The organism is Calditrichota bacterium (assembly GCA_020637445.1).
GTDB lineage: Bacteria > Electryoneota > RPQS01 > RPQS01 > RPQS01 > JABWCQ01.
Genome location: JACJVZ010000002.1, coordinates 537,906 through 552,143, shown reverse-complemented (window position 1 = coordinate 552,143; position 14,238 = coordinate 537,906). Strand labels below are relative to the sequence as shown.

The following is a 14,238-nucleotide window of genomic DNA, read 5'->3' as shown; positions in this document are numbered from 1 at the left end:
TTAGCTCTGTAAGGTGACAACGAAGTGACCACGCGCACATTACCACTGCATTTGACCAAGCGCGCCAAACGCGCGCTGATGTTCAATCACTCGATTCCCGGACTTGTGTTGATCATCGCGGGCGTGGCCTCTCTCAAAGAGGGATGGCATGAGCACTCGTGGATAGACTTGCTTGGCCTGATTGCAGGGCTCTTGCTGGTCGTCTCGTTGGTTCGCGAATTGAAGGCCAAGGACGAGCACAGCCACAAAAAGATCGCGTGGTTTGACGTTCTTGCCGGCATCGTGATTATGTTGGAAGGCTATCACAAGCTGCATCCGGGCGAATGGTTTCAGCCGGGATCCGTGTTGATGTTTGTTGGCGCACTGCTGTTCTTCATCGGTCTTTTTCATTCGAAGCTGCCGACAGTGCGGCAACTGAAGTGCACGGCCGAAGGATTTACGGTTCGCATCCGGCCGATTTATTCTTTCTCGGACAAATGGGCAAACATTAAGAGCTTCTCGCTGGACAAGAACACGTTGCTGATTCGCAAAACTGACGACTCCGTTGAGAAACGATCTTTGCGCAAAATCGAAAACCGCGATGAAGTGTTGAAGGTTTTGACCGAAGAATTGAACGCATTCTTGAGTAAGACACCAGAATCCGCATAGATGATAGTCCCGCCTCCTTCCGAACGCATTCGTTTTGCGCCGTTGACGCTCGACTATCTGGACGTCATGTGCGACCTTCACGGCGACGCGGAAGTCATGCGCCACTATCCAAACGTGTTCACACGCGAAGAAACACAACAGTGGATCGAGCGGTCACTCGCCCGTATGGAGCGCGATGGGCATTCGTTTTATGCTCTCGAATCACTCGAGACCGGCGAGTTCTTAGGTCAGTGCGGAATACTCTTGCAGGAAGTCGAAGGCGTGTTCGAAGCTGAAGTCGGCTATCTGTTGATGCGCAAACACTGGCACAAAGGCTACGCCACCGAAGCCGCGCGCCACTGCCGCGACTTCGCCAGATCACGGTTTTGTTACAAGCGTGTCATTTCTCTGATCAGCCCCGAAAATATTCCCTCGCAAAACGTCGCCAAGCGATTAGGCGCCGGCATCGAAAAGCGCATCATCAAGTGGGATCTGCCGCACGATGTTTGGCTGCATGTTTAGATAGAATCGCCGTTGTGGGTGTCTACACCCGCAATGGCGCCGTTGCTGGTCAGGAGACCAACAACGGCGGAACATGCCCCTCTTTTATTTCTGATTTCATATTTCATATTTTCTCGAACCCCTCATGATTAATCCCAACATTTTTCGCGAATATGATATTCGCGGCGTCGTCGCGGACGACCTGACACCTGAAGTTGTTTACGAACTGGGCCGCGGAATCGGCACGTTCATTCGCCGGAAAGGCGCGAAGAAATTCACTGTCGGCCGCGACGGACGTCTGACCAGCGAACGCATCGTCAACGATCTGAAATCCGGTCTGCTCACAACCGGACTTGAGCTGATCGACGTCGGTCAGGTGCCGACTCCGGTGCTTTACTATTCCGCCGTGAAACTCGAAACCGACGGCGGCATTCAAGTCACCGGTTCGCACAATCCGCCCGAATTCAACGGCATCAAAATGGCCTACGGCAAGACGTCGATTCACGGCGCGATGATTCAGGAGATTCGCGGACTCTGCGAACGCAAAGATTACGAAAAGAGCGACGGCAAGCAGTCGTCGTCCAACATTCTACCCGACTACATCGCATGGCTGACCGCAAACTTGAAACTCGAGCGCAAAGTGCGCGTCGGCGTGGACAGCGGCAACGGCGTGGGCGGCATGTGTGGCCCGCAAATTTTCCGCGAAATCGGCGCGGAGGTTTTTGACATCTACACCGAAGTCGACGGCCGTTTCCCCAACCACCATCCAGACCCGACGGTCGAGAAGAATCTTGTCGCGCTGAAGAAACTTGTTGCCGACAACAAGCTCGAACTCGGCGTCGGTTTCGACGGCGACGCGGACAGACTCGGCGCCATCGACGGCTCGGGCAAAGTGATTTGGGGCGATATGCTGATGACGCTTTTTGCGCGCAGCATTTTGAAAAACCTGCCCGGCGCAAAAGTCATCGCGGACGTGAAGTGCAGCGAGAATTTCTTCGCGGACGTGAAAAAACACGGCGGCACTCCCATCATGTGGAAAACGGGCCACGCACTGATAAAGAGCAAACTCTGGGACGAGAAGGCCGCGCTCGCGGGTGAAATGAGCGGACACTTTTTCTTTGCCGATAGATTTTTTGGATTTGATGACGGCATTTATTCAGCCGGTCGTTTGCTTGAAATCGTCTCGCGCTTGCCGCACTCACTCGCACAAGAACTCTCCGATTTGCCGAAAACCTATTCGACGCCCGAAATTCGCGTCGATTGTCCCGACGAAGTGAAATTCGACGTGGTCGACAAAGTGAAGCACTCGTTCAAAGCCCGCGGTTTGGAAACGATTGATCTCGACGGGGTGCGTGTGAATTTCGGCGACGGCAACTGGGCGCTCGTGCGCGCCTCGAATACGCAGCCGACTTTGGTCCTGCGCATCGAAGCCAAATCGCAAGACAAGCTCGACAGCATTCAAGAAGATGTCTCCAAAGTCCTGAAAGACGCGGGCTTCACCTTTGACCCCAATGCGTCGGGCGGGCACTAACTTACGGGATGACATGGCTTTTGAAATCGTGACAGAGGCCTGAGGTTCAGTGGCCCGGAAACCCCCGTTTCCGGGCCTTTCTTATATGTAACTGAATGCACCGATTGCACCTTTGCGCCTCTCTTTGTTATTTTGCAATGGCGGAGCTGCGTTGCCTGTGCGCCTCAGCATCTCATATGATTATTTATTAGTTCAATATTATCAAATTGTTAGAAAAGAAGAAGGGGGCAAATAAAGGGAAGTGTAGTTTGTTATCAGGTCCGGTCCGTCATTTGCGAAAGCCAATAAAGTGCTTGAATTGGCCTAAGAAACAACTATATTTAGGGATAAGTAATGCGTTGTTTTGAGTTACCGTCCTAAAAACATTTCAGGAGGTTACGATGAAACGCCTTGTTGTTTTCTTTTCGGTTGTTTTGCTTGGTGCTTTCCTTTCCTGTGCGTATGGGCAATGCGGTCAATGCCCCCAAGGTTTTTGCAAGCTATACACCGACGCGACTTGCACCTACAGTGATTGTGATGGGTGCTCCGAGTACTACCTCAAAGTACCTTGCAATGCACAGTACTTATGGCAGTATAAGATAGAAAATTTCACCAACGCTTGTTCTGCGTGTATTACGATTCTAGATGAAACAGGTACAGTGGTACTGTCGGCAGGAGATCTAGACAACTGCCAAGACTATGGAAGCGGGGCGATTTGGTTGACATGTGACAACGACAGGTACTACAAGATCCGAGTATGCCTGAATGTCTGCAACAATGTCGATCAAGAGGTCAATTGTACATCGTGCGCGAATTCCGAAGTGCGGTTCGGCTTGTTCTTCACTTCGTGCACTTGTTGCCAATGAGAGCATAATACTAAGTGGTTTAAAATATACGGATGGATGCCTTATGTCATTCACAAAGAAGATTGTTCTGATTGCGACGATTCTGATTGTTCCTGCTCTGGGAATAGCAGCTCAACGCCAGTGCGTTATTATTGACGCCTTCACGCAATGGAATTGCCCGCCTTGCGCATCGTGGAATCCACAAGAGCGTAGTGTATTAAATGCCATGGGTCGTGACACGGTGATATCGATTAAGACGCACGTTTCGTGGCCTGTACCTGACAATGATGCGTTTCACCACTACAATGTGACGGAGTGCAACCAGAGGCGCAACTATTATAGCGTGAACTCTGTGCCTCAGGGCTTCGCGGATGGAGTTACTAACTTCGGCCAGAGCACAACAACGCTCCGAAACACAATCCGAACGCGCTACGCGACGCCGTCTCCTTGCACCATTGACGACTTGGTTGCCTTGACGCTAACTCCAACTACGGTTCAAGTTAGTGGAACGGTCACCGCAGAGGAGTCGATGTCCAATTCCAATTTGTATGCTGTTCTGATTCGAGACGAGGTCTCTTACACCTCTCCCCCCGGCTCAAATGGAGAAACGTACTTTCCTGACATCTTTTGTGATGCTGCTCCAAATTTCAGCGCTGGTACGCCGATAACTCCTTCTCCCGGAAGCCCCTACGATTTTAGCATCACCTTAGGTCGCGATGCTTCGTGGGATGTCGCGAATCTTTCCGTCGTTGTTTTCGTTCAAAACAACAGCACAAGAGAAATCTTGCAGGGTGCATGGAGCCATGTTTCTCAGGACTATGCGTTTTCGACCACGAATGACAATCCGGCACAGTTGATGGTCAGCCCTGCCGGCGGCGAGCAAGGTTATATTATCCAGTTGTCAAACGAGGGTTTGCAGGACGACATTTACACCGTATCGCTGACTGGCGACTGGCCGACCGGCTGGGCGCACAGCGTCGAAGAAAGCGGCGGCACCTCGAATCCGGATCAAATTTCCGTTTCGTTGGCTTCGGGCGAATCGACGTTCTTGATTATCCGCGCGAATCCGAACGGCAATCCCGGACACGCCCGCTTTGGTCTGAATGTCCAATCCACGGGCAACGAGCTTATTGAAGTGGGCTACAACTGGCGTTTGATGGCCGGTTTGGATGTTTTGGTGATTGACGCCGACGGCGGTAATACCTACGAGACCTACTACGAGCAAGCGTTCGACGCGATAGATACGCAGATGAACATCGTATGGGGCTGGTGGGATACGAGCCTCGACGACGTCGACTATTCGCTGTTTGACGGCGTAGATATTCTCGTGTGGTTCACGGGCGACCTGTTCCAAGAAACGCTGACGCCGATTGACCAAATCAACATTCAAGACTACTTGGATGCGGGCGGCAAACTGCTGCTGACCGGACAAGGTATCGGCTTTGACATGCGCAACGACCAGCTCTTCACGGACTATCTGCACGCGCGTTACATTCGTCCTTTCCCGATCGGAACCTCGGTTTCCGGTATCAGCGGCACGTGGGCTGACGGCGCGGCGGTCTCCATCGTCGGAGGCGAAGGCGCCAACAACCAAAACCGCCAGTCTTCGATCGAGCTGCGCAGCAGTGAAGCGACGATGATCATGAATTATGATCAGCTTTATAACGACAGCACACAGGGCGCCGGATTGTCCGTGAACAGCGGAACCTACAAGGCCATTTATCTTGCTTTCGGTTTGGAAGCGGTATCTTCGACTGCGACCCGCGCGTCGTTCTTGGAATCTTGCTTGAACTGGCTCTATGGAATCACCGCGACTCCCGAAGCTCCGGCAGTGATGCCCACGGAATTCAGCCTGATGCAAAATTATCCGAATCCGTTCAACCCCGAGACGACGATTCCGTTCGCCTTGCCGGTACGTTCGAATGTCAAGCTGTCCGTATACGATCTGCTGGGCCGCGAAGTCGCGACTTTGGCTGAAGGCTCGTTTGAAGCGGGTACGCATACTGTCAGTTGGGACGCGAGCAATTTGTCCAGCGGCGTTTACTTCTACCGTTTGGATGCTCAGGGCGCGCAGCAAAACTTCAACAGCACGCGCAAGATTGTGTTGATGAAGTAAGTCCTTCCCGCGAGGAATTTCCGCGGTGGATGTGTTGCCCGCGGAAAGTCTGAGCTTGTTAGCACCACTTCTTTGATCACGCAACCTCAACTTTAGGAACGCCGCCAGCCGTAGTGACGGCTGGCGGCGTTCTGCCTTTTCTTTGGAGGGGAAAGGACCCATGAAACTACTAACATCTTTATTCAGACTCGAGATTATCGCCGTTCTTGCGGTGACGGCGCTTTTGTCGCTGCCGTTCGGCAGGGCGACGAAAAGCACGACGGCGGAAGCCTGCTGGAACCACTTGCGCATCGAGTGCTTTGACTCGACGAGAATGGCTTGGCCGTGGTGCCTTCCCACAGGAACGGGCCGCTGCTGGCGAGTCAATCCGCCTGTGAATCAACCCACTTGGGGAATTCAAAACCGTATTTATAGCGTCCGTATTCAAACTCTTTGCGGCAACGACGACGATCAGGCCTTGTGGGTGATTGGCGGACCGGGAACCTTCGACCCGGATTTTGACAATTATCCGGCCGGTCGCAGCATCTATACGACTTATGGTCCGCTGAATCTGACCAACGTGCAGTATGGGCGCGTGCAATTCAGCATGTACTTCTTAAACAATATGGATCTTGGCGACACGATTTGCTGGGGCGCGGACTCTGTGTCGGCTTTGGCAACCACTCACATTTGGGTGGACACGGTCTTGAATAACCCGACTCAAGGTTGGCATACGTTCACGATGGACCTGGCGGATCTGTACCGCAACGTCGCAACTCGCGACAGTGTTTCGGCCATTGGTCGTCCCGCCGTTTATGTGTACTGGTGGTTCCGGTCGGACAATGATCAAATCGCCGACAAGGGCGGATTCCTCGACGACGTAATCATTTCGGTCGACGAAGGAACGGTGGACATGATTGCGGGCGGATTGGAGATTCGCGGAGCCGACGGAAACACGGTCCCAACGCGCATCGAAACCGGAGATTCGATTCGAGCGCGCGTGTCGTGGGCGACGTGTCCCGGTGCAATTGCCGTTTATCCGGAGTTCATTGCCCGCCTGTACATGGACGGAGAATTGGTTTATGATTCAGTCATGACCAACACTCCGCAAGATACCATTTACACGTGGCTGACTGCGCCGATTGAAATGACCACGGCCGGTCCGCATGAATTCAATTTCCAAGTTGATCCGCAGTTTGCCGTCAACGAATCCAACGAAAACAACAACACGCTGAACACGACCTTCACGGTCGAAACTCCCAACGCGCATCCGACGTTCCAATGGATCGCTCCCGGAGCGGATACGCTGCATTCCACGGACGGCAGCGTCGTGCTGAGTTGGCTTTTATCCGATCCAGATGACGAAGCGACGTGCATCATCCATATTGACACGGACACGATGGGCTGCATCGGGCCGATTGTACCGCGCGCCAACAACCGCGGCGAAACCGAAATTCCGGACACCGTGCATTGGTCAACGGTGGGAATTACTCCGGGATCGGTGCGGTGGCCGTTCGCTGAATATTCAGATCCGCATTTCTATGCGTGCTCCTATGCCCCGTTCCCCGTGGTTATCGATTTCCTCGATACCGGAGAACCGGTGTTGATTCCGGTGACCTTCAGCATGAGTCAGAACTATCCGAATCCGTTTAATCCGGAAACGCAAATTGATTTTTCGATCACGAAAGGCGGCCCCACAAAATTGCGAGTGTTCGACATCAATGGCCGCGAAGTCGCGCTGTTGATCGACAACGAATTATCTCCGGGACCGTATCAAGCCAACTTCAATGCGGGCATCAACCGACCGTCCGGTGTTTACTTCTATCGTTTGGATGCGCCTGAAGGCAGCATCACCAAGAAAATGATTCTGCTCAAGTAGTCTGACTGAGTTAGAATGCAAAAACGCCGCGAACACTCGCGGCGTTTTTCTTTTTCTGTCTTTGCAACCGGCTATTCGACGCGCACCATAAACACGGGTATCGACACTTGGTGCCGGACTCGAGTTGCCGTCGCACCCAAGAAGATATCTTTGATCATGCGGTGTCCGTGGGTACCGATGATCAGCATATCTGCTTTCTCTTCGTTTACCAATCGCACAATTTCTTCCGGCGGGCTTCCGAATCCGAGCACGGGTTTCGTTCTGATACCGCGCGCGTTGATGTCGATGGCAAGTCTGTCGAGATAGGCTTCGTCGGCCAAGACTTCGTGGTCTTCAGCTTCATGGCTCCAAACCCGCGGCGCCATACCGTCGGCGACGTGCAGCAAAAGCAAGTCGGCAGAGTGGTCGACGGCCATGCTCATCGCCTTCTCGACCAATATCCGATCACTTTCGGAGGCTTCCAGCGCGACGGCGATGCGTTCGTATTTAACTCCGTTCACGTCGGGAACCTTAAATTCGGGCAAATGCAATTCGATCTCGCGTTTGCGGCGGAAGATGGGCTGCACAATCAAATAGACAAGCAGCACTCCCAGCCCGAGCGCGACGGCAACGACCAGCATGTGATACCAGTGAACGTAGGCCGCGGAACCAATCCACTCACCCAATGTGTCGACCACGAGTTTGACATTGAGCAGAATAATGATCGCGGCCGTGATCCACGCGAGAATCTTCACCCATGTTTTGTTGGCAAAATCTCCCATGACTTTGCGGTCACTGGTAAACTGAATCAGTGGAACGACTGCAAACGGAAGCTGCATCGAAAGAACTACCTGTGACAAGATAAGCAGTTTGTAGCTCCCCGCGTCGCCCATGACCCAAATCGTCAGCGCGGCGGGTACAATCGCCAGCATTCGCGTGATCATTCTCCTGAGCCACGGACGAATCTTGAGATTGACAAACCCTTCCATGACAACTTGACCGGCCAGAGTCCCGGTAAGAGTCGAACTTTGACCGCTGGCCAAGAGTGCGATTGCGAACGCCGTGCTCGCGACCTTAGCTCCGAGCAGCGGTTCGAGCAGTTGGTGCGCCTGTTGAATTTCGTTGACTTCAACACCGTTCTTGAAAAACACCGCCGCCGCCAAAACGAGAATTGCGGCATTGACAAAGAACGCGGCATTCAGCGCGACCGCCGAATCGATAAGGTTATATTTGCACGCCTGCCGGATGCTCGAACGGTTGTTTCCCACGGCCCGAGTTTGCACAAGCGCCGAATGCAAATACAAGTTGTGCGGCATTACGGTCGCACCGAGAATTCCGATCGCGACATACAGACTTTCATTGGACATACTCGGCACGAATCCCGACATGATGCCGCCGATATCCGGTTTAGCCAAAATCATCTCAAACAAAAAGCAGAGTCCGATCGTGGCGACCAACGTGAGAATGAACGCTTCGACTTTGCGAATGCCGAGGTGCTGGAAATAGAGCAAGAGAAAAACGTCGACTGCCGTGATGACGACACCCCACAAAAGCGGGATTCCGAAGAGCAGTTCAAGCCCGATTGCGGAGCCGATCACTTCGGCAAGGTCACATGCGATAATCGCGAATTCGCATACGACCCAAAGCACTCTGCCGACGGGTTTGGAGTAGGCTTCTCTGCATGCACGCGCCAAATCACGACCCGACACGATTCCCAAACGGGCACTCAAGGCTTGCAGCAAAACGGCCATTAGGTTACTCATCAAGAGCACCCAAATCAACGCGTAACCGAATCTCGATCCGCCTTCGAGGTCCGTGGCCCAATTTCCCGGGTCCATATATCCGACACTGACCAGATAGGCCGGGCCCGCGAACGCGAACAACCGGCGTATCATGCTGGTCTTCTGGGGCACGGCGACGGAATGATGAACTTCCGACAGCGAAACTTGTTCACCGCGTGCCTGTCTGTGAATGAGGTTGCGAAATGTCATTCTACCAGAATGTTTGAGGCGACCGTTGCGCCTAAGGTTCTCTGCACGCCTTCGACGGAGACGTGCACAATTTCGTCTTGATCCGGCGCGAAGATGACTTCAAGGTCGGTGCCGAGTTCGATGCCAAGTTTCGAAAGGTAGATCAAGGCATCCGGCTTTCCGTCCATGATGCGCGCGACTTTGCCGTGATCGCCAACTCCCATGTCGGAGAGTTTCCGCAATCTGCGGGTGGCGCTGACTCCCTCGCTGTCGGGGATTGGGTCGCCGTGCGGATCGAATTTGGGAAAATCGAGTTCACGGTCAATTGCTTCCACGAACCGGTCTGAAACGGCATGTTCGATCCGCTCGGCTTCATCATGCACTTCATCCCACGAGTAGCCCAGCTTATTATGAAGATAGGTCTCAATCAGCCGATGCCTCCGGATCAGTTTCCGCGCCAGCTTTTCCCCGCTTTCGCTTAGGCTGACTTCTCGCCGGGGAACGTGGATCATCAACTTCTGCTTTGCCAGTTTCTGGATCATGGCCGTAACCGTCGAGTCACCAACTCGGAGACCTCTTGCCAAAGCCGAGACGGACAGCTCTTCGCCTCTCTCGAAGAGTCTATAAGCATATAATAAACAATCTTCTGCCGCAGATGTAAGCATTTCGACACTTCGCTTTCCTTATTTCGATGCATCGAAATATACAACTCAACAGTCCGAAAAGCAAGTCTCCCAACACCAATTTTAAATATTATCATGGTCAAGTTTGCCAAGGCTTGAACCGACGAGAAAGTACATAAGTACAACCCTCCAATTGCTTTCCACCAGATTTTCCCGTAGCTTTTCCAGCGTATTGTTCATGGAGGGACAAACGACATGCTGCAGAAGCACTTCACCAAACTCCTTGCGCTGCTGACCGGAGTGTTTGCCGCCGTCCGCCATTTTTCCTACCGAAGTATAGCGGACTCAATTGTCACGCGAGTGCCAGTACTCGACAGTGACACATATTTCAGATGGGGCTACGAGCTCTCCACGACGGGACAGCACCCGTCCGGACCGTTTTGGCTGGGACCGGGCTATCCTCAGTTTATCGGCTGGCTGTTTTCGTTGACCGGAGATGTTTCGCCTCAGGTTATTCTCGTCGCGCAGATGCTTCTATCGTGCGCGACGTTTTTGTTGCTGCTGCTCGTCACACGCAAACTCTTTGGCGAGCGCGCGTCACTCTTCGCGGGCATTCTCGGAATTCTGTATGCGCCGTGGCTCTATTTTGACGGCATGATTTTGTCCGCATCGTGGATTCTCTTTTTGAACAGCGCGATGTTCTTCTTCTTGATTGAGTACGGGGGAGCCACCGAAGACGAACCGCGCAACTGGTGGGCGTGGGCCATCGCGGGAGGGCTATGCGCGCTTTCGGCTCTCGCCCGGCCGAGCATCCTTCCCTTCGCAGCGATGCTCACCGTGTTTCTTGCTTGGCGCGTGTGGCAATCAAAGCTCAAGCCGTCCTATTTGGTGGCCTTTGTATTGGCCTTGATCCTCGTTCACCTTCCGACGTCGCTGCGCAACTCGCGGGAAGGCGGAAGCCCTGTCTTTGTCACGGCCTCCGGCGGCGTTAATTTTTTTATCGGCAACCGCGAAGGTGCGTCCGGAGTCTACGACGAACTTGACTTCATCCAAACTTTTGACGCACCCGCCGAAGCCGAGGGCTATCGACTCGAAGCCTCGAAACGCGTGGGCAGAAATCTGACTCTGCCTGAGGCCGCTAACGTTTGGAAAGAGTACGCGCTGCGTGACGTCTTTGCCGACAAATTCGGCTGGCTCGGTGTTGAACTGAAAAAACTCTGGTGGACGTTGCGCAATGAAGAAGTGGCCAACAACTTCTCATTTCGCGCCACGCAGATGATCAATCCGGTCGTGGATCATTTGCCCATCCGCTGGGGTGTGCTGCTTCCGTTAGCCGTGGCCGGACTCGTCATGTTTTGGGACCGACGCAAGAAGTTGCTGCTTTATCTTTTTTATTCACTGAGCTACGTCGCGACGATACTGATCTTCTTCTCGTCGTCGGAATACCGCTTTCCGTTGGTTCTGGTTTTCTTACCTCTGGCAGGCTATGCCATTCACGCGATCATCGAAGGCTTCAGAAACAAACAAACGACTCGCGTAGCCGTCGCGCTTGTGGTGTATGTCGTACTCTTGCTCCCAGCCAACGCACCATCGAAAACTGCCTACGATCAAGTGTATCCGCGTTCCGATTTTGCCAATGTCGGGACCACTGCCATGAGGTACGACATGTTCTCCGAGGCAATGGGGATGTTCGCGCGTGCGCTGGCCATTGATCCCGACTACCGGCCCGCGCGGCTCGGGTTGGCGGATGCGCTGTGGAGAACGAGAAACTTCGATCAAGCTCGTGAAGAGTACGAACGTCTCGGAGTCAGTCCGCCGGATTCGCTTTCGGGCGCGCCGCTCGAAACTTTGAAGAGCGTCATCGACAGCATTCGCGCCACGGAAGGTGATTCCGCAGCCCTCGCCGAGCTTGATCGCGCGATCCCGCATCCGGAAAGTTTGGCCGTGCGCGATCTATGGGTCGAGCGCGCGAAACTGCAAGCGGCAGACAACCGCTATGGCGCGGCATACTGGTCTATGCTGAATGCGCACGATCTTGATCCGACGTCGCCGGATTGGCTGTTTTGGGCGGCGGAATATGTCCTGCAAATGGATTTCGCGAAGCAGGCCGATTCGCTTTATCAAGCGGCGATAGATCTCTATCCCGCCTATGCTCCCGCTCGGATCGAGAAAGGTTTTCTTGCGCTCGAAGTCGGCGACTTGGAAGAAGCCGTCCGTCAATCTCGTGAACTCGACAAGATTCACATCCCTAACGACTCTATCAGAGCGCAGGCGGAAAAACTCGACAGTTTGCTGCAGCATCTGTACGAATAGGCACTAAGAAAATAGACCGCAAAAGAAAAGCCCCGCCAATCGGCGGGGCTTAGTCTTGGGCGCAACAGAGAGGGAGATGCTCTTTACGCCACGGGCTTGCTCAGGGCCCGGTCTACTTGGTCAGAAGCATCCGGTGCACGACCGATCCGCTGGGCGCTTCCAAGCGCGCCATGTACAAACCGGAAGGCAAGGCGCTCGCATCGAAAACCAGGGAGTGCTGCCCGGCTTCGTATTGACCGCTGGCCAGATTTGCGACCTCTTGACCGAGTAGGTTGTAGATCGATAAGGAAATGTATGCAGACTCGCTCAAGTTGAACGAGATGTTCGTCGTCGGGTTGAACGGATTCGGATAGTTTGCGACTTCCGGCAATTCCATCGGAGTCACAACCATGTTGTTGTCCGCCGAGGGAGTTTCCGGCATATGCACGGTCATCACGCCGTTTAGAGGAATGTCCATTTCATCGAGCGTAGTGACCAAACCGTTCGACCACAGAATGTGCACCGTCCACTCTTCACTGTGATAGTAGGACGGATTGTAAAGAATTTGCGTCATGTCGTCGCCGCCGTTGGAGGCCGTGTACATGGACGTCGCCGCCCACTGCTTGCCATAGGGGAAAACCACTTGCACAAGACAGTTCAACGCCGGAGTCATCGACTCGCCGCTTCCACAGAGATCCAAGCTGATAAACTCGTGGTTCATAGCACGGTCATTGCGGAACAACCTAACGCCGTTACGTCCTTGCGCCATGGCCACGTCCAAATCACCGTCGCCGTCAAAATCCGCCCACGCCACGGAACGAGTTCCGCGATTCGTTTGTTGCAGATGCGTGATACGTTCGGACTGAATCCAAGCGCGGCCGTGGTCGTTCATCAGAACGATATTGCCAAGCCTGCTGGCAAGGAACAGGTCTGTCCATCCGTCACCATTGATGTCAACTGCGCTTGCGCTTGTGGCACTCGGCGTCAACGGACGGAAATCAAAATAGTCGGTCATATCCTGAAACGAGAACGGCAATTCTCCCGTTGCGCCGCGCTGATAGTACAAGCAGCTGTTGTTGGGAGAACCGCAGGCGTAGAAATCCAGCTTGCCGTCGCGGTTAAAATCACCCCACGTCACGCCGTCTTGTCCCATTTTGACTTCGAAACCAAGATGGCTTCCCAAATCCGCAAATCTGCCGTCTTGGTTCGTCCACAGAGTCGTGGTACCTTCGTCTTTGCTGATAAAGTAGTCAAGATCGCCGTCTTGATCAAAATCGATGCAGCTCAAGGCCTTTACGCCGGATTCCGCAAACGGGCCGTCGGCGCCGCGCTCTTCGATGAATTCGTCGGAAGTCGGCACAAGCAAAACGCTCTCGCTGTTGCTCCTTGAGCGGTTGCTCAGCATTAGGTCAAATACTCCGTCGTCGTTCGCGTCACACCACATTGCAGCGTGAATTCCTGCGCTCGATTCTTCTTCGAAGTTGAGTTCCACCGGCTGGTAGCGGTGATTGGCCGTTTGACGGTACAGCTCGATACCCGAACCGTCGTCCGTAAGGCACAACAAGTCCAGCATACCGTCCTGATCATAGTCGGCAAACCGCGCGCTCGTAACATGGTTGATGTTCGACACTCCGTATGTGTCCGTAACATTCGTCCAGCTTGAACCCATATTCAGGAACAGTCGGCTGTGTCCGTTGTCCGCGCACCCCAAAAAGAGATCAGGTGTGCCGTTGCCGTCCACGTCGCCCCACGCGACTACACTATAACTGTTACCCTGAAATGCCTGCGGCGTCACGTCAGAAAAGGCCAACGCGCTCGTCGTCCCCACCAGCGTGATACACAGGGTCAGGATCATCATTGCGTTCTTCATATCTATTTCTCCTCCGCACCTTGTCGTGCTTACATGTGTTTCCATCA

General features: G+C 53.6%; 9 protein-coding genes. 6 read left to right on the top strand and 3 right to left on the bottom strand.

Features of this window, described 5'->3' with window-relative positions; all coding sequences use genetic code 11:
- Nucleotides 1–24 precede the first annotated feature (24 nt).
- From H6507_10165 to H6507_10145, 5 genes are all read left to right on the top strand, one after another.
- Complete coding sequence (locus tag H6507_10165; GenBank protein MCB9369461.1) at nt 25–648, top strand: hypothetical protein; 624 nt, start codon at nt 25–27, stop codon at nt 646–648.
- The gene (locus H6507_10160) at nt 649–1,149 is read left to right on the top strand and encodes a GNAT family N-acetyltransferase (GenBank protein ID MCB9369460.1); all 501 of its coding nucleotides are present in this window, start codon (nt 649–651) and stop codon (nt 1,147–1,149) included.
- Nucleotides 1,150–1,273: 124 nt separating this feature from the next.
- Nucleotides 1,274–2,659, top strand: coding sequence for a phosphomannomutase/phosphoglucomutase (locus H6507_10155; GenBank protein ID MCB9369459.1), 1,386 nt, complete (start codon nt 1,274–1,276; stop codon nt 2,657–2,659).
- Nucleotides 2,660–3,547: 888 nt separating this feature from the next.
- On the top strand, nt 3,548–5,599 hold the full coding sequence (locus H6507_10150) for a T9SS type A sorting domain-containing protein (protein MCB9369458.1): 2,052 nt from the start codon (nt 3,548–3,550) through the stop codon (nt 5,597–5,599).
- A gap of 160 nt (nt 5,600–5,759) precedes the next feature.
- Nucleotides 5,760–7,457, top strand: a complete 1,698-nt coding sequence (locus H6507_10145; GenBank protein ID MCB9369457.1) for a T9SS type A sorting domain-containing protein — start codon at nt 5,760–5,762, stop codon at nt 7,455–7,457.
- Nucleotides 7,458–7,528: 71 nt separating this feature from the next.
- Here H6507_10145 and H6507_10140 read toward each other — a convergent pair whose 3' ends face one another.
- Together H6507_10140 and H6507_10135 are read right to left on the bottom strand one after the other, a co-directional pair.
- Nucleotides 7,529–9,427 carry an Nramp family divalent metal transporter gene (locus tag H6507_10140; protein MCB9369456.1) on the bottom strand — a complete coding sequence of 633 codons (1,899 nt, stop codon included), beginning with the start codon at nt 9,425–9,427 and terminating at the stop codon, nt 7,529–7,531.
- Nucleotides 9,424–10,071: a metal-dependent transcriptional regulator gene (locus tag H6507_10135; GenBank protein MCB9369455.1), complete on the bottom strand. Its 648-nt coding sequence runs from the start codon at nt 10,069–10,071 to the stop codon at nt 9,424–9,426. The genes H6507_10140 and H6507_10135 overlap by 4 nt, the downstream gene beginning before the upstream one ends.
- Nucleotides 10,072–10,284: 213 nt before the next feature.
- Here H6507_10135 and H6507_10130 point away from each other — a divergent pair, with 213 nt between their 5' ends.
- Nucleotides 10,285–12,342: a tetratricopeptide repeat protein gene (locus H6507_10130; GenBank protein MCB9369454.1), complete on the top strand. Its 2,058-nt coding sequence runs from the start codon at nt 10,285–10,287 to the stop codon at nt 12,340–12,342.
- 112 nt (nt 12,343–12,454) lie between these two features.
- Here the strand turns inward: H6507_10130 and H6507_10125 are convergent, their stop codons facing one another.
- Nucleotides 12,455–14,191, bottom strand: a complete 1,737-nt coding sequence (locus H6507_10125; protein ID MCB9369453.1) for a T9SS type A sorting domain-containing protein — start codon at nt 14,189–14,191, stop codon at nt 12,455–12,457.
- Nucleotides 14,192–14,238 lie beyond the last annotated feature (47 nt).